At 66.4% G+C, this 16,879-nt stretch carries 13 protein-coding genes; 9 read left to right on the forward strand and 4 right to left on the reverse strand.

Annotated elements, in window-relative coordinates; translation table 11 throughout:
* The first annotated feature begins 33 nt into the window (after nt 1-33).
* Nucleotides 34-2,628 carry a M14 family zinc carboxypeptidase gene (locus AC5P53_RS16230; protein ID WP_288496816.1) on the forward strand — a complete coding sequence of 865 codons (2,595 nt, stop codon included), beginning with the start codon at nt 34-36 and terminating at the stop codon, nt 2,626-2,628.
* A gap of 552 nt (nt 2,629-3,180) precedes the next feature.
* Here the strand turns inward: AC5P53_RS16230 and AC5P53_RS16235 are convergent.
* Nucleotides 3,181-4,596, reverse strand: coding sequence for a DEAD/DEAH box helicase (locus tag AC5P53_RS16235; protein WP_046428694.1), 1,416 nt, complete (start codon nt 4,594-4,596; stop codon nt 3,181-3,183).
* A gap of 866 nt (nt 4,597-5,462) precedes the next feature.
* Here AC5P53_RS16235 and AC5P53_RS16240 point away from each other — a divergent pair.
* Entirely contained in the window at nt 5,463-6,452 is a 990-nt protein-coding gene (locus AC5P53_RS16240; protein WP_014645836.1) for a fumarylacetoacetate hydrolase family protein, read from the forward strand.
* 14 nt (nt 6,453-6,466) lie between these two features.
* Complete coding sequence (gene maiA, locus AC5P53_RS16245) at nt 6,467-7,135, forward strand: maleylacetoacetate isomerase (RefSeq protein ID WP_032957926.1); 669 nt, start codon at nt 6,467-6,469, stop codon at nt 7,133-7,135.
* Between the two features lie 44 nt (nt 7,136-7,179).
* Here maiA and AC5P53_RS16250 read toward each other — a convergent pair whose 3' ends face one another.
* From AC5P53_RS16250 to AC5P53_RS16260, 3 genes are all read right to left on the reverse strand, one after another.
* On the reverse strand, nt 7,180-8,640 hold the full coding sequence (locus AC5P53_RS16250) for a UdgX family uracil-DNA binding protein (RefSeq protein ID WP_241887255.1): 1,461 nt from the start codon (nt 8,638-8,640) through the stop codon (nt 7,180-7,182).
* The gene (locus tag AC5P53_RS16255) at nt 8,621-9,904 is read right to left on the reverse strand and encodes a putative DNA modification/repair radical SAM protein (protein ID WP_049442137.1); all 1,284 of its coding nucleotides are present in this window, start codon (nt 9,902-9,904) and stop codon (nt 8,621-8,623) included. The genes AC5P53_RS16250 and AC5P53_RS16255 overlap by 20 nt, the downstream gene beginning before the upstream one ends.
* A 131-nt stretch (nt 9,905-10,035) precedes the next feature.
* Nucleotides 10,036-11,163: a PilT/PilU family type 4a pilus ATPase gene (locus tag AC5P53_RS16260; protein ID WP_014645840.1), complete on the reverse strand. Its 1,128-nt coding sequence runs from the start codon at nt 11,161-11,163 to the stop codon at nt 10,036-10,038.
* Between the two features lie 121 nt (nt 11,164-11,284).
* On the opposite strand from AC5P53_RS16260, the gene AC5P53_RS16265 reads away from it, so the two are divergent.
* From AC5P53_RS16265 to AC5P53_RS16290, 6 genes are all read left to right on the forward strand, one after another.
* Complete coding sequence (locus AC5P53_RS16265; protein ID WP_005415160.1) at nt 11,285-11,650, forward strand: DUF4398 domain-containing protein; 366 nt, start codon at nt 11,285-11,287, stop codon at nt 11,648-11,650.
* Nucleotides 11,647-12,531, forward strand: coding sequence for a hypothetical protein (locus tag AC5P53_RS16270; RefSeq protein WP_288496498.1), 885 nt, complete (start codon nt 11,647-11,649; stop codon nt 12,529-12,531). Before AC5P53_RS16265 ends, AC5P53_RS16270 begins: the two co-directional genes overlap by 4 nt.
* 324 nt (nt 12,532-12,855) lie before the next feature.
* On the forward strand, nt 12,856-13,092 hold the full coding sequence (locus tag AC5P53_RS16275) for an HP1242/YdcH family protein (RefSeq protein ID WP_005407964.1): 237 nt from the start codon (nt 12,856-12,858) through the stop codon (nt 13,090-13,092).
* 300 nt (nt 13,093-13,392) lie between these two features.
* Complete coding sequence (locus AC5P53_RS16280; RefSeq protein WP_014645842.1) at nt 13,393-14,763, forward strand: pyridoxal-phosphate dependent enzyme; 1,371 nt, start codon at nt 13,393-13,395, stop codon at nt 14,761-14,763.
* A 123-nt stretch (nt 14,764-14,886) separates the two neighbouring features.
* Nucleotides 14,887-16,059, forward strand: coding sequence for a cystathionine gamma-synthase (locus tag AC5P53_RS16285; RefSeq protein ID WP_288496497.1), 1,173 nt, complete (start codon nt 14,887-14,889; stop codon nt 16,057-16,059).
* Between the two features lie 28 nt (nt 16,060-16,087).
* Nucleotides 16,088-16,870: an ABC transporter permease gene (locus tag AC5P53_RS16290; protein WP_053494789.1), complete on the forward strand. Its 783-nt coding sequence runs from the start codon at nt 16,088-16,090 to the stop codon at nt 16,868-16,870.
* Nucleotides 16,871-16,879 lie beyond the last annotated feature (9 nt).

The following is a 16,879-nucleotide window of genomic DNA, read 5'->3' on the forward strand; positions in this document are numbered from 1 at the left end:
GACCGCCTGCCGTTGTGTTCCAGGGGAGTCACTGTGTCCTTGCATCGTCGTGCCGTTCTTCCGTTGCTGCTTGCCGCCGCCACCGCACTGTTCCAGCCGCAGCCGGTACAGGCACAGAGCACCTACTTCTTTCCGCAGGCTGCCGATGCAGCGGCGTTCGATACCGCCGTGCCCACGCCGGAGCAGTTCCTCGGCTATCCGATCGGCAGCCGTTACACCCGGCACGACCAGCTGGTGGCGTACTTCCAGGAACTGGCCCGGCGCTCGGACAGGATCAGCGTGCGCGAGATCGGCCGCAGCTATGAGGGCCGCCCGCTGTTGATCGCCACTGTCACTGCCGCAGGCAACCACGCGCGGTTGGAACAGATCCGCCAGCAGCACGCGACGCTGGCCGATCCGGCGCAGCCGCGCAGTGCGGCGGGCGACAGCCCGGTGGTGGTGTGGCTGGGATACAGCGTGCATGGCAACGAGACCTCCAGTGCCGAGGCGGCGATGCTGACGGCTTACTACCTGGTGGCCAACCGCAGCGCCGAAACCCAGCAGTGGCTGCAGCAGGCGGTGGTGCTGTTCGACCCGGCGCAGAATCCGGACGGTCGCGATCGTGCCGCCAACTGGCACAACGCGTGGGCCTCCGATCCGGCCTCGGCCGACCCGGCCGACAAGGAGCACGTCGAACCGTTCCCGCAAGGGCGCACCAACCACTACTTCACCGATCTCAACCGCGACTGGCTGGCGCTGACCCAGCAGGACTCGCGGCCGAAGGTGGAGGTGTTCCACCAGTGGTACCCGAACGTGCAGATCGACTTCCACGAAATGGGCAAGGACAGCACCTACTACTTCGAGCCCTCGCCGAAGAGCATGCACAGTCCGCTGATTCCCGCGGCGTCGTACGAATTCAACAAGACCCTGGCCAGGTACCACGCGCAGGCGCTGGATGCGCTGGGCTCGCTGTACTACACCGGCGAGAACTTCGACAACTTCTCGCCGGTATACGGCTCGACCTACCCGGACTTCCATGGTGCCGTCGGCGTGACCGTCGAACAGGCCAGCTCACGCGGCCGCGTGCAGGAATCGGTGAATGGCCTGCTGACGTTCCCGTTCACCATCCGCAACCAGGTCGCCACCGGGCTGGGCACCGTGCGCGGCGCAGTGACCGAGCGCAGCGGCCTGTTCGACCTGCAGAAGCAGTTCTTCCAGAGCGCGCTGAAGCAGGCCGCACAGCAGCCGGTGAAGAGCTTCGTGTTCGGTGATGCGCATGACCCGACACTGACCCGCCGCCTGCTGGAACTGTTGCTGCTGCATCGCGTCGAGGTGCGCGCGCTGGATCGTGCCGTCACTGTCGATGGCCAGCGCTTCGATGCCGGCAGCGCCTACGTTGTGCCGGTCCAACAGGCGCAGTTCCGCCTGGTGCATTCGATCTTTGCCGAGACGCCGCCGATCAAGGGTGATGTGTTCTACGGCAGCACCAGCTATGCAATCGCACCGGCCTACGGCGTGGCCTTCGCCGGTAGCCGCAGCCGTATCGAAGGCGGTGCACGCGTGACCGCGCTGCCGGCGGCGCAGGGTGCGGTGCTGGGCAGCCAGGCCGGATTTGCCTACGCGATCGACTGGCGCGACTACAACGCCGGGCGCGCGCTGGCTGCACTGCAGGGCAAGGGCGTGAGCGCACGTGCGGCATTCCAGCCGTTCACCACCGCGACCGCGCAGGGCGAGGTCAGCTTCGCCGCCGGCAGCCTGGTGATTCCGGTGGCCGGGCAATCGCTGCAGGGCGCAGCGCTGCTTGAGGCAGTGACGTCGGCCGCGCGCGAGGCGGGTGTGCAGGTGCACGCATTGCCCAGCGGCCGCAGCCGCGAAGGCATCGACCTCGGCAGTGACGGCGTCAAGGCGCTGCGCAAGCCCACGGTCGCGCTGGTGATGGGCGAGGGCGTGGCCGCCACCGAGATCGGTTCGGCGTGGTTCCTGCTCGACCAGCAGCTGCACCTGCCTGCCAGCAAGCTGGACCCGCAGCAGCTGGGCAAGGTGCCGCTGGACCGCTACACCACGATCGTGCTGTCCGGCGGCACCTACACCGGCATCGATGCCACGGCGGTGGCCGCACTGAAGCGCTGGGTGCAGGCCGGAGGTTCACTGGTGACCTACGGCAGCGCCTCGAAGTGGGCGATCGAACAGAAGCTGGCCGACGGCGAGAAGCTCGGTAAGGAAGAAGAGACTGCCGACGAGAGCCGCCGTGCGTTCGGCGACCAGCGCGACATCGCTGCGATCGAGCGGGTCAGCGGCAACATCCTCAGTGCCGACGTGGATACCAGCCATCCGTTGGCGTTCGGCGTGCCGCGCCGGCAACTGGCGATCAACAAGGAAAACACGGTGACGCTGCAGCCGAGTGCGAACCCGTTCTCGACGGTGGTACGCATCGACGCGCCGCCGCGGGTGAACGGTTACTTGTCCGAGCGCAACCGCACGCGGGTGGCGGGCAGCGCGTGGCTGCTGGTGTCGGCGCAGGGGCAGGGTAACGTGGTGCTGTTCGCCGATGATCCGGCGCATCGCAAGTACTGGCATGGCACGGACCGGCTGCTGATCAACGCGATCTTCTTCGGGAATCTGGTGAATCCGGCGAAAGCGCGGGGTTGAGGTGTTTGGCGCCGAGTTTCTGTTGTGCTTGGGAGGCAGGGGGCCTCAGCCAGGACACGCCGTAAACCCATCCATGGGGGCTCGATGGCGCCATCCTTGGCGCCAACGGTCCTGCGCAGCCCGCCCGGCCTCCCCAAGTCAGTTTCCAGCGGGCGCGGACGCGTCAGACCCCAAGGCGGGAGCAAGGGCAAATACAAAAGCAAAAGCAAAGCCAGGAATTGCGACTTCGGCTTTTGCCTTTGAATTTGAATTTGAACTTGAATTTGATCTTTCTTCTCCCGGCTACCCGGCGGGACAAGAAGGCGCAGGCAATGCTTGAAGCGGATGGGCATGGGGACAGCGCAGAACCGTTGGCGCCATGGATGGCGCCATCGAGCTTACATGGACGTATTTACAGCGTGTTCTGCGCTGCCCCCATGTCCATCCGCCTTCGGTACTGCTACCGCGTGCTTTGTCACCCGGTAGCCAGCAACAAAAAAGGACGGCGCGTCAGCGCCGTCCCTCGGTAAGAAGCCCCCGCGCAGCGGGAAGCGCCATCCATGTCAGCTGGGATCAGCCGGCGCGACCGCCGCCGTTGCCACCCTGGCCGCGACCACGGCCGCCACCATTGCCGCCACCGCCACGGCGCTGGCCCTGACCCGCGCCCGCACGCTGCTGGCCGTTGCCGCCGCCCTCGCGACGGCCACCACCGGCCTTCTTCGGGCCGGCATGCGCATGGCGCGGCGCATCGCCGTGCGGACGGCGTGCGTGGCTCTTGCGCGGCGCGCGCTCACCGGTATCGTGCTCGGCCTTGCCCGGCGCACTGTTGCCCCAGCGGATCGGCGTCTGCAGCTCGAAGCCCGGCACATCGCGGATGTCCATGTCGCGGCCCAGCAGGCGCACGATCGCGCGCAGCAGCTTCACTTCATCCTGCGCCACCAGCGAAATCGCCTGGCCGGTCGCGCCGTTGCGGCCGGTGCGGCCGATGCGGTGCACGTAGTCCTCGGCCACCATCGGCAGGTCGAAGTTGATCACCTTCGGCAGCTCGTTGATGTCGATGCCGCGCGCGGCGATGTCGGTGGCCACCAGCACGGTCACGCGGCCGGCCTTGAAGTCACCCAGCGCACGCAGGCGCTGGCCCTGGCTCTTGTTGCCGTGGATCGCCGCGGTCTTGATGCCCGACTTTTCCAGGAAGGTGGCCAGCTTGTCGCTGCCATGCTTGGTGCGGGCGAACACCAGGGTCTGCTCGCGGCTGTCCTGCGCCAGCAGGTGCAGCAGCAGGTCGCGCTTGCGGCCGGCGTCGACCGGATGCACGCGGTGGGTGATGGTTTCGGCCACGGTGTTCTTCGGCGTCACCTGGATCTGTTCCGGGTTGCGCATGAACTCCAGCGCCAACTGGCGGATGTTGTCCTCGAAGGTGGCCGAGAACAGCAGGGTCTGGCGGTTCTGCTTCGGCAGCTTGGCCAGGATGCGCTTGATCGACGGCAGGAAGCCCATGTCGAGCATGCGGTCGGCTTCGTCCAGGATCAGCACTTCAATGCCGGACAGGTCGACGCTGCGACGCTCAAGGTGGTCGATCAGGCGGCCCGGGCAGGCCACCAGCAGGTCCACGCCACGGCGCAGGATGTCCAGCTGGTTGCCCATGCCGACGCCGCCGTAGATGCAGGCGCTGGGGATGCGCAGGTACTTGCTGTAGCCACGCAGGCTGTCATGCACCTGGGTGGCCAGCTCGCGGGTCGGGGCCAGGATCAGCGCGCGCGGCTTGCGCGGGCCGGCACGTACCTCCTGCGAGGCGGTGCCCAGGTGCTGCAGCAGCGGCAGGCCGAACGCGGCGGTCTTGCCGGTGCCGGTCTGTGCGCCGGCCAGCAGGTCGCGACCGGCCAGCGCCAGCGGGATCGCCTGCTGCTGGATCGGGGTCGGGTTTTCGTAGCCCTGCTCGGCGAGCGCGCGCAGCAGGAAGGGCGCCAGGCCCAGCGATTCAAAAGACATTGAGTTTGCTCCAAGTACAAGAAACGCCTGTCCGAGCGGACAGACGGGGGCAGATCAAACTGATCGGCTGACTCGGAGCGTTCCCGTGAACCGCGCTGCGAGAATTGGGTGCAGCCGGCACGAAGCGCAGGCTGGAATGCGTGACGAACGGCGTCGGAGTGGGGGCGGGCGAAGAGGGCGGACCCTGGTCGCCGGCGATCCCGGAGGGAAACGGACGGCCGCTGCAGACCCTGCAAGTCTAAACGATGTTCGAGACTTCGCGCAAAAAGGCCTGTTCAGGTAGGGGCGTGTCTGCAGGGCTTGCAGCCCTGCACCCGCGGAGGCCAGAGCCACGTCAACGTCAAAAGCTGGCTTCCTGAGGGTTGGCGGGGTGGGTCCGGTTGAGGGGGGCGCCGTAAACCCATCCATGGGGGCTTGGTCGCGGCATCCATGCCGCTCACACCCCCTCAACCGGACCCACCCCGCCTTCGACAGTTTTTCGCGATCTGTCGAATCTCATTCGATTTATTTCGATATCTGACGGATTTCGACGATGAATGATGGGGATGTTCGATCCGTCATCGGGAAACTGTCGGGGGTAGGGCGGTGTGGGTGGGCAGGACCGTTGGCGCCATGGATGGCGCCATCGAGCCCCCATGGACGGGTTTACGGCGTGTCCTGCCCACCCACACCGCCCCGCCCAACCAGTAGAAAGCCAGAGCCGCTTTTGACGTTGCCGTTGCTGTTGCATTGAGCAGGTGCAGGGCTGCAAGCCCTGCCGAACCCCCCACTACGGTAGGGTGGGCCGATGCCGCGCTGCAGCTTGGCGCCGCCGCAGATTTGATTACACTTGAAACTTGTTTGCCCACGACTCCGGACACCCACCCATGAAGCTTGGTTCTTTGAAGGAAGGCGGCCGCGACGGCACCCTGATCGTCGTCTCGCGTGACCTGCGCCACGGCGTGCGCGCCACCGGCATTGCCGCCACCCTGCAGCAGGCCCTGGAGGACTGGAGCCACATCGCACCGCGCCTGAACGCCCTGTACGAATCGCTCAATGCCGGCGATGCCGATGGCGTGTTCGACCTCGATCCGCAGGCACTGGCCGCGCCGATGCCGCGCGCCTATGAGTTCGTCGATGGCAGCGCCTACCTGCCGCACGTCGAGCGCGTGCGCCGTGCCCGTGGCGCCGAGGTGCCGGAGAGCTTCTACACCGACCCGCTGATGTACCAGGCCACCAGCGCAGGCTTCTACGGCCCGCGCGATGCGGTCAAGGTGGTCAGCGAGGACTACGGCATCGACCTGGAAGCGGAGATCGTGGTGATCACCGACGACGTGCCGATGGCGGCGACCCCGGAACAGGCAGCCGGTCATATCCAGTTGGTCGGCCTGGTCAACGATGTCTCGCTGCGCAACCTGATCCCGGGCGAGCTGGCCAAGGGTTTCGGCTTCCTGCAGTCCAAGCCGCGCTCGGCGCTGTCGCCGGTGTTCGTCACCCCTGACGAGCTGGGTGCCGCGTGGCAGGACAGCAAGGTGCACCTGCCGCTGCTGACCCACATCAACGGCCAGTGGTTCGGTGCGCCGGAAGCGGGCGTGGACATGCAGTTCAATTTCGCCCAACTGGTTTCGCATGCGGCCAAGACCCGTCCGCTGGTCGCCGGCACCATCGTCGGCTCGGGCACCATCGCCAACGAGGACACCAGCAAGGGTGCGTCGTGCTTCGCCGAGCAGCGCGTGGTCGAAACCCTGCGCGACGGCAAGCCGAGCACGCCGTTCATGTCGTTCGGCGACGTGGTCCGCATCGAGATGCTCGATGCCGCCGGTAACAGCATCTTCGGTGCGATCGAGCAGCGCATCGAACAGGCGGCCAGGCCCTGAGCATGGAGGCGGCCATGGAGATCCCGGTCGACGACGGCATCGTGCTGTACACCTACTGGCGATCCAGCGCCGCCTACCGCGTGCGCATCGGTCTGGAGCTGAAGGGCCTGGCCTGGGAGGCCCGGCCGGTGCATCTGGTGCGCGACGGTGGCGAGCAGCACCGGGATGCCTATCGGGCGCTCAACCCGCAGCAGCAGGTGCCGACCCTGCTGCATGAGGGGCATGTGCTGACCCAGTCGCTGGCGATCCTCGAATACCTGGACGAGCGCTTTCCGCAGGTACCGCTGCTGCCGGCCGACGCCGCCGGCCGCGCGCGGGTGCGGGCGCTGGCCCAGCTGGTGGCCTGCGACATCCACCCGATCAACAACCTGCGGGTGATGCAGTACCTGGAGCGCGATCTGCAGGTGCCGGCCGATGCGCGCACGCAGTGGACCCTGCACTGGATCGCCGAGGGCTTCGCGGCGATGGAAGCCCTGCTGGTCAACAGCCGTGACACCGGCGCCTTCTGCCATGGTGACCGTCCCGGCCTGGCCGATATCTGCCTGCTGCCGCAGCTGTACAACGCCCACCGCTTCGGCCTGGACCTGGCACCGTACCCGACCCTGCGCCGCATCGAAGCGGCCTGCCAGGCAGTGGATGCCTTCGACCGCGCACGCCCGGAAAACCAGCCCGACGCCGCCTGAAAAAAAGGGGACGGAGGGGATTAAGTCGTATATGCACTTACGACTTAATCCCCTCCGTCCCCTTTCTGCCGCAAACGGGCCAGGTCATCGCGGAACACCCGGTAGGCTTCCTCGCGGCGCGCATCGTCGGCCTGCCGCAACACCCATGCCGGGTGCACCGTGGCGTAGCCGCGCGTGCCGTCCTCGAGGGTGTGCCAGCGTCCGCGGTCGCGTGCGAGGTCGAAACCACGACCGAATACCGAGGCTGCGGCTGTCGCGCCGAGGCATACGATCACCTGGGGCCGCACGCGTGCGATCTCACCCATCAGCCAGGGGCGGCAGGCCTGGATGTGGCGGCTTTCCGGCCGCTTGTGCAGCCGCACCTTGCCGCGCCGCTCATGGTGGAAGTGCTTCACCGCGTTGGTGAGGTACAGCTGGGCGCGATCGATTCCCAGTTCCGCCAGTGCGCGGTCCAGCACCTGGCCGGCAGGTCCTGCGAACGGCTGCCCGCGCAGATCCTCGGTGTCGCCGGGTTGTTCTCCGACCAGCATCACCTCGGCCCCTGCCGGCCCCTGCCCGAATACGGTCTGCGTGGCCTGCTCCCACAACGGGCACTGGCGGCAGGCACTGGCCTGTACGCGCAGATTGTCCAGGCTGCTGGCATCGGCTGCCGGCGTCGCAGCGTTCGCACGCGGGGGAATCCTGCGTTGCGGTGCCTGTGCCGGCCGGTCATGCATTTCCTGCACGCGGTCGGCCGCGTCGCGCACCAGGCGTGGCAGCAACTGTGCTTCAGGCAGGTGGCGCCAGTACTTTGCCGGCATCTCCTGCATCATCATCCGTGTGTTGAGCCGCGCCGGATTGAAGATGCTGGCGTAGTAGGTCTGCCACAGCGACTCGCGTGCATCCTCGGCCGGGGCATCTTCGCGCCGTGCACCGGGGCCGAAGGCAAGCGCCTGCCCATCCCAGGCGACGCTGCGCGAAGGGGTCAGGATCGCCCAGCGCATGCCGGTGAAGCGGCGCGCGAAGAACGGCGCGACCCGGTCGACGATGTGGTGCTGCGGCTCGAACCAGGCGATGAACGCATCGGGCTGGCCAGGTACCTCGCGGAAGCGCACGAATGCCTTCATCTTGTGCGTGTCACGGCGGACGGCCTGGGCGAGGGCTGTCGCGCGCAGGACATCGGCGTCGGCGGGGTTGCCCAGCACTGATCGCTCGCCATGGGCGATGCGCCACAGCAGGCGATACAGCACGGCCAGGCGCTGGGGATCGCGATGGCACAAGCAGGTGGCCGCCAGCTCCAGGAAGTCACGTGGAACGTTGGGTGCACCGGCATCGGCAAGCATCGGCGCCTGCTGCACGGCCGGCGCATCCAGCAGCGACGTGTCACTCCCTTCCAGCCAGTCCAGCTGCGGCGGGGCAACGCCGCGCAGCAACGCTTCGCGCGCAGCATCGCGCCAGGCCTGCAGCGACCACGGCGGATCCACACGCAGCGACCAACGCTGCGCGTCAGGACGCAGACGGGGCATCGAAAAGCGAACCCTGGCGCGGCGGCGGGGCCAGCTGCGCGCGCAGCGCCGCCGGATCATCCAGTGCTTTGCGCGGGTGATGGTCGGCCAGCAGCACGAACGGCAGCAGCTTGCTCATCGGTGCCTTCAGGCGCGCGATGTCGGCCACGCGCAGCCGCCCGTGGCGGCGTGCCATCAGCACGCGCTTGACGTTGCGCACGCCAAGGCCGGGCACGCGCAGCAGCATTTCCTTCGGTGCCCGGTTCAGATCGACCGGAAAGCGCTCGGGATGGCGGATCGCCCAGGCCATCTTGGGGTCGATATCCAGGTCGAGCATGCCGTCCTGGGTGGTGTCGGTAATCTCCTCCACACCGTAACCGTAGAAGCGCAGCAGCCAGTCTGCCTGGTAAAGGCGATGTTCGCGCTGCAGCGGTGGCGGCTGCAGTGGCAGCTGCCGGCTGGCGTCCGGAATCGGGCTGAACGCGGAGTAGTAGACCCGGCGCATGCGGTAGTTGCCGTACAGACTGTCGGCGCTGGCCAGGATCTGCTGGTCGTTTGCCCCGTCCGCGCCGACGATCATCTGGGTGCTCTGCCCGGCCGGTGCGAAACGGGGAGGGCGCGGGCGAACACTGCGACTGGCCGTCGGCGCCACCACTGCGGGGGCCTTGCGAGCTTCCTTGGCTTCCTCGATGCGCCAGCGCAGTTCGCCCATCGCGCCACGGATCGAATGCACCGTCTTCTCCGGTGCCAAGGCGCTCAGGCCGGCTTCGGTCGGCAGTTCCACGTTGATGGACAGGCGGTCCGCATAGCGCCCGGCACTGGCCAGCAGTTCCGGCGAGGCCTCGGGAATGGTCTTGAGGTGGATGTAGCCGGCGTAGCGGTGTTCTTCGCGCAGCTGCCGGGCCACTTCCACCATCTGCTCCATGGTGTAGTCCGCATTGCGGATGATGCCGCTGGACAGGAACAGGCCCTCGATGTAGTTGCGCTTGTAGAAGTCCAGGGTGAGCGTGACCACCTCGTCCACGCTGAAGCGCGCGCGGGCCACGTTGCTGGAGACCCGGTTCACGCAATAGGCGCAGTCGTAAATGCAGAAGTTGGTCAGCAGGATCTTCAGCAATGAAACGCAGCGGCCGTCGGGCGTGTAGCTGTGGCAGATGCCCATGCCCTCGGTACTGCCGATACCGCCACTGGCGCGCGAATCGCGTTTGCCCGAGCCGCTGGAGGCGCAGGACGCGTCGTATTTGGCGGCGTCGGCCAGAATGGCCAGCTTGCGGATGGTTTCCATTGAGGAAACCTACGGATGAGGGGTCTCATTGGATGAGACCGCCCATGAACGCTTCAGAAAAAAGGGGACGGAGGGGATTAAGTCGCAAATGCACTTACGACTTAATCCCCTCCGTCCCCTTTTCCGTGGGGTCAGAAGCCGTGGGTGATGCTGGGTGCGCCGGCCGAGAAATCGGCGTACGGGTCGTGCTCGCCGCTGCTGCCTTCGGACAAACGGAACTTCAGGGCCAGGCCATCGCGCGAGTCGGCCGCGCGCAGCGCTTCCTCCTGCTCGATGATGCCCGCCTTGGCCAGCCGGAACAGGCACTGGTCGAAGCTCTCCATGCCTTCTTCCAGCGAGCCTTCCATCGCCGCCTTGATCTCGTGCACCTGGCCGCGACGCAGCAGGTCGCGGATCATCGGCGTGTTGATCAGCACCTCGGTGGCCGGCAGGCGACGGCCCTCCTTGTTCTTCACCAGGCGCTGGCTGATCACCGCACGCAGGTTCAGCGCCAGGTTCATCAGCACGTTCTTGTGCGCGCTTTCCGGGAAGAAGTTGAGGATGCGCTCGATGGTCTGGTCGGCGTTGTTGGAGTGCAGGGTGGCCAGGCACAGGTGCCCGGTCTCGGCGAAGGCGATCGCCGCCTCCATCGTTTCCGCATCCAGGATTTCGCCGATCAGGATCACGTCCGGCGCTTCACGCATCGCGTTCTTCAGCGCGTTGTGGAAGGCGTGGGTGTCCAGGCCGACCTCGCGCTGGTTGACGATCGACATCTTGTGCTTGTGCAGGTACTCGATCGGATCCTCGATGGTGAGGATGTGACCGGTGGTGGTGCTGTTGCGGTGGTCGATCATCGACGCCAGCGAGGTGGACTTGCCGGAACCGGTGGACCCCACCACCAGCACCAGCCCGCGCGGGGTCATGATGACGTCCTTCAGCACCTGCGGCAGGTTCAGCTCCTCGATGCTAGGGATGCGGCTGCGGATGGCGCGGATGACCATCCCGACCTCGCCCCGCTGCTTGAACACGTTGACGCGGAAGCGCCCGGCGTCGGGCAGGGCGATGGCCATGTTGAGCTCGAGCTCGCGCTCGAACTGCGGCACCTGGCCCTCATCCATCAGCGAGTAGGCAATCTTTTTCACCATGCCTGGCGGCAGGCCGGTGTTGCCCAGCGGATAGAGCTTCCCCTCGATCTTGATGTAGACCGGTGCCCCGGTGGTCAGAAACATGTCCGAAGCGTTCTTTTCGGTCATCAGCTTCAGGAAGTAGCCGATATCCATTGCGAATTTTCCCCAACGAAACGGCCGACGCCCGTTGCCAGCACGGTGTCGGCTTGACGACAATGGCCGTGAACCGACAACCGGTACGGCCTCCCCAATGAAACGACTTAGCTTCGCACGAATGCGCCATGGCCTGTATGTGATGGCGTTTGCATTCGCACTGTCTGCCCCCGCCTGGGCGCAGGACGCCGCCCTGGAACTGGCGCAGGCCCGGCAGGCGGTCGACAAGGCCACCCAGGCCGACGCCGACCAGTACGCCCCGGACCTGATCGGTCTGGCCCGGCAGGGGCTGGAGCAGGCCCAGCGCGCCGCCGGCGACCGCCGCGAACGGAAGAACGCCCCGGCGATGGCCCTGCGCGCCGCCGCCGATGCCGACCTGGCACGCGTCCGCAGCGAGGAAGCCACCGTCACCGCGCAGCTGCAGCTGCGCCGCAACGAGGTCAACCAGCTGCAACGCCAGCTGTCGACCGGGGAGGACCGCCGGTGAAGCCGATGACCGCCGCAACCCTGGCCGCGCTGCTGGCGCTGCCGACCCTGGCCGTGGCCGCCGACAACCCGATGGTGGCGCAGCTGAGCCAGCGCCTGATGGCCATCCAGGCCAACCCGGATACCGCTGAGCTGGGCGCCTTCGAGCGCATGCAGGCCCAGCAGGCCATCGCGACCCTGGACAAGGCCAAGCGCCGTGACCAGGAGCTGGCCACCTACCTGGCCGAGCGCCGGGTGGAGATTGCCGAGACGGCCGTGCGCACCGCGATGGCCGCGCGCGAGGTCGACCGCCTGGAGCGCACCCGCAGCGACCTGCTGATCGAGGCCAGCCGCCGCGACGCTGCCCGCGCCCGTCAGGAAGCCGAGCAGCTGCGCATGCAGGCGCAGATGCAGGCCGAGGAGGCCGAACGCCTGCGCCAGGCCGCCGAGGCCGAAACCCTGGCCCGCCAGGACGCCGAAAACGCCCTGACCAGCGTGGCCGGCAAGCAGCAGCAGCGGCTCAGCGCTGCCCAGCAGAACGCCGCCAAGCTGGCCCGCGAGGAGGCCGAGCTGGTGTCGGGCCAGAAGCTGCCGGGTTCGAAGTTCGATGCGCGCGGTGAGGTCTTCACCTTCGGGGGCGACGCGTTCGCTGCAGGTGCGTCCAGCCTGTCTGGCGGCGCCCGCAACCAGGCCAAGGCGCTCGCCGAGTACCTGAACATCGGCAAGAAGGGCCGCCTGCGCATCGAGGCCTACGACAGTGCCAACGGCGTGGGCCAGAAGCGTGCCGAAGCGCTGCGCGACGCCCTGGTCGCGGGTGGTGTCGCCAGCAACCGGATCCAGGTCAGCGGCAAGAAGGCAGCCTCCACCCGGGCCCGTTCGGCCGAGGTCATCATCGCGCCGTAATGCATTGATATTGTTTGTTTTTCGTTGTAATGAGCATTCAGCCTGAACCCCGCCCCGGCGGGGTTCGGTCTTTTTGTCGCAGGGGTCTTGTACCCCGCCCTGAGCAGGCGTAGGGTCAATCGTCCGGGACGCAATGCCGCGGACCGGACGATGGGAGGGCCGGGCCGATGCAAGCAGGGCGCGAACCGCAGCAGATCGACGTGCGCAGGCCAGTGCCGCAGGTCGTTGCAGGCGTCCAGGTGGCCATCGACCGGCACTCCTCCATGAACAACGCCCCGTGCCTTGCGGCCGGGGCGTTCGTGTATCTGTCGAAGGAGGTCCATCATGTTTGAAGATCAGCCCCAGAGCGAGATCGACGCCCGTCGCGCGCGTGATCCGGAGTTCAGGGCACTCCATGACCAGCACCGCAAGTTGAACAAGAAGTGCATGGACGCGGAGTTGGGTGTACTCCCGATCGATGATGTCACCCTGGGTCGCATGAAGCGTGAGAAGCTGCTGGCCAAGCAACGCCTTCTGCGAATGTACGAAACACCGCTCCCAACGACGTCCCCCACGCTTTGACGCACCCCGTCGCGCCCGGAACGGCGTGACCCGGCCATCGATGGCCCCGCCGGGCGACCCCGCCCCGGCATCGCGGCACCGCCGATGAGGCGGCCGCGCCAAGGCACCACAGGCGGTGGTGCCTTGGTCTCCAGGACCACTCACCGATGCGGGCGGTACCGGTCTCCTCGTCGATCCGGGGCCGCCCGCATCCCTTTACGGGGCCGGCGGGCGGCATCTCCGCGCCGACCTGACATTCAGCGCCATCCGTCGGATAATCATCGGTCCGGCCCTGCGTGGCGCGAATCGAAAGTCCTCCGAATGCCCATCCATTCTTCCGTCCTCGAACTCATCGGCCAGACCCCGATCGTCAAGGCCCAGCGCCTGGACACCGGCGTCTGCGAGCTCTACCTGAAGCTGGAGAGCGCCAACCCGGGCGGATCGATCAAGGATCGCATCGGCCTGTCGATGATCGAGGCGGCGGAGCAGCGTGGTGACCTGAAGCCGGGCGCGACCCTGGTTGAAGGTACCGCCGGCAACACCGGCCTGGGCCTGGCGCTGGTGGCACAGCAGAAGGGCTACAAGCTGATCCTCGTCGTTCCCGACAAGATGAGCCGCGAGAAGATCTTCAACCTGAAGGCGATGGGCGCTGAAGTGCGCCTGACCCGTTCAGACGTCGCCAAGGGCCATCCGGAGTACTACCAGGACCTGGCCAAGACCATCGCCGAGCAGACCCCGGGCGCCTACTTCATCAACCAGTTCGGCAACCCGGACAACCCGGCCGCGCATGAGTTCGGCACCGGCCCGGAAATCCTCGAGCAGATGGGCGGTGACCTCGACGCCATCGTGTTCGGCTGCGGCAGCTCCGGCACCATGACCGGCCTGTCGCGCGCGTTCGCCAAGCTGTCGCCGAAGACCGAGCTGGTGCTGGCCGATCCGGTCGGCTCGATCCTGGCCGAATACATCAACGACGGCGTGCTCAACGACAAGTCGGGCAGCTGGCTGGTGGAAGGCATCGGCGAGGACTTCCTGCCCTCGATCTCCGACTTCAGCCGCGTCAAGAAGGCTTATGCGATCAGCGATGCCGAGAGCTTCCACACCGCGCGCGAACTGCTGGGCAAGGAAGGCATCCTGGGCGGTTCGTCCACCGGCACCCTGCTGGCGGCGGCGCTGAAGTACTGCAAGGAGCAGACCACGCCGAAGAGGGTGCTGGTGCTGGTCTGCGATACCGGCAACAAGTACCTGTCGAAGATGTACAACGACTACTGGATGCTGGACAACGGCTTCCTGCAGCGCCCGCAGCACGGCGACCTGCGCGACCTGATCCTGCGCCCGTACGGCCAGCGCGACACCGTGGTGATCGGCCCGAACGACCTGCTGACCACCGCCTACCAGCGCATGAAGCTGTACGACGTCTCGCAGCTGCCGGTGATGGACGGCGAGAAGCTGGTCGGCATCGTCGACGAAAGCGACGTGCTGCTGCATGTCTATGGCGACGAGGCGCGCTTCCGCGACACCGTGGCCACCGCGATGGTCAGCAAGCTGGACCGGCTGGACGTGAAGTCGCCGATCGAGGCCCTGCTGCCGGTGTTCGACCGCGGCCAGGTGGCGATCGTGATGGACGGCGACGCCTTCCTCGGCCTGATCACCCGCATCGACCTGCTGAATTATCTGCGTCGGCGCGTTCAGTAAGGCGTTTATCGCCGCAGATCGCTGCTGAATCCCGGTTTATCCGCGTCAAAGCTCGTTAAGGCCGCGCTGATAGACTCCCGCTCCTTCGACGGCGCCGGTCATCGGCGCCAATCAGGAAACGACATGTCCAACGCTTCTTCCCCGGACCGCGCGCTGGCCCTGGCCACGCTGGCCATCCACGGCGGCCAGTCGCCCGACCCCAGCACCGGCGCGGTGATGCCGCCGATCTACGCCACTTCGACCTATGCCCAGTCCAGCCCGGGCGAGCATCAGGGCTTCGAGTACTCGCGTACCCACAACCCGACCCGGTTCGCCTATGAGCGTTGCGTGGCCTCGCTGGAAGGCGGTACCCGCGGCTTTGCCTTCGCTTCGGGCATGGCGGCCAGCTCGACCGTGATCGAGCTGCTCGACGCTGGCAGCCACGTGGTGGCGATGGACGACATCTACGGCGGCAGCTTCCGCCTGTTCGAGCGCGTGCGTCGCCGCACCGCCGAGCTGGACTTCAGCTTCGTCGACCTCACCGATCTGGCGGCATTCGAAGCCTCCATCACGTCGAAGACGAAGATGGTCTGGATCGAGACCCCGACCAACCCGATGCTGAAGATCGTCGACATCGCCGCGGTCGCCGCCATCGCCAAGCGCCATGGCCTGATCGTAGTGGTCGACAACACCTTCGCCTCGCCGATGCTGCAGCGTCCGCTGGAACTGGGTGCGGACCTGGTCCTGCATTCGGCCACCAAGTATCTCAATGGCCACTCGGACATGGTCGGTGGCATGGTCGTGGTCGGCGACAACGCCGAACTGGCCGAGCAGATGGCCTTCCTGCAGAACTCGGTGGGGGGCGTGCAGGGCCCCTTCGACAGCTTCCTGGCCCTGCGCGGCCTGAAGACCCTGCCGCTGCGCATGAAGGCACACTGCGCCAACGCGCTGGCGCTGGCCCAATGGCTGGAAAAGCACCCGGCGGTGGAGAAGGTGATCTACCCGGGCCTGGCCTCGCACCCGCAGCATGAACTGGCCGGCAAGCAGATGGCCGGCTACGGCGGCATCGTCTCGATCGTGCTCAAGGGCGGGTTCGAGGCGGCCAAGCGCTTCTGCGAGAAGACCGAACTGTTCACCCTGGCCGAGTCGCTGGGCGGTGTTGAAAGCCTGGTCAACCATCCGGCGGTGATGACCCATGCCTCGATTCCGGTCGCGCGCCGCGAACAGCTGGGCATCAGCGATGCGCTGGTGCGGCTGAGCGTGGGCGTGGAGGAGCTGGGGGATCTGCAGGTGGATCTGGAGAGGGCACTTCAGTGACCGTCGGATTGTCCATGGTGTCTGACGCATGAGTGCCTCGAATCTGGCTGGTCTCATCTTCCAGCTCACCCGGCGTGAAGTCAGTGGCCGCTACAAGGGCTCAGTGCTCGGCTTGTTCTGGTCCTTCGTCAATCCGCTGTTGATGCTCAGCGTATACACGTTGTTCTTCTCGGTGATCCTGAAAGTTCGCTGGGGCGATCAGCCACAGCGTCAGGCGGATTTTGCGATCCTGTTGTTCGTCGGCCTGATCCTCCATGGATTCATCGCCGAATGCATCAACCGCGCGCCGGGATTGATCACGGGAAACGTCAACTACGTCAAGAAGGTCGTGTTCCCGATCGGCATTCTGCCGATCGTTTCCTGTTCATCGGCGCTGTTCCATTGGTTCATCAGTCTGAGCGTTCTGGCGCTTGCACTGGTGTTCGTCGGGAACGGTGTTCCGGTCACTTTTCCGTTGATTCTGGTAGTGATGGTCCCCCTGGTGCTGTATGCGCTGGGCATCAGCTGGATACTGGCGTCTGTGGGCGTTTACCTGAGGGACGTCAACCAGGTGGTGGGTGTTTTCTCGCAGATCCTGCTGTTCATTTCGCCAGTGTTCTTCCCGGTCACCAAGATTCCCGAGTACATCCGCCCGCTCTTCCTGGCCAATCCGCTTACGACGATCATCGAGCAGGCCCGTGCCGTCGCGGTGTTCGGTCAGCTGCCGGACTGGTGGCAGCTGGCGGGGCAGTTTGCTGCCGCGTCTGTGGTCTGCCTGCTGGGAATGGTCTGGTTCCGTCGCACCAAGTGTGGATTCGCTGATGTCCTTTAAGAAGGAGCT

The sequence above is a fragment of the Stenotrophomonas sp. YJH_SMC_82 genome (assembly GCF_059368875.1).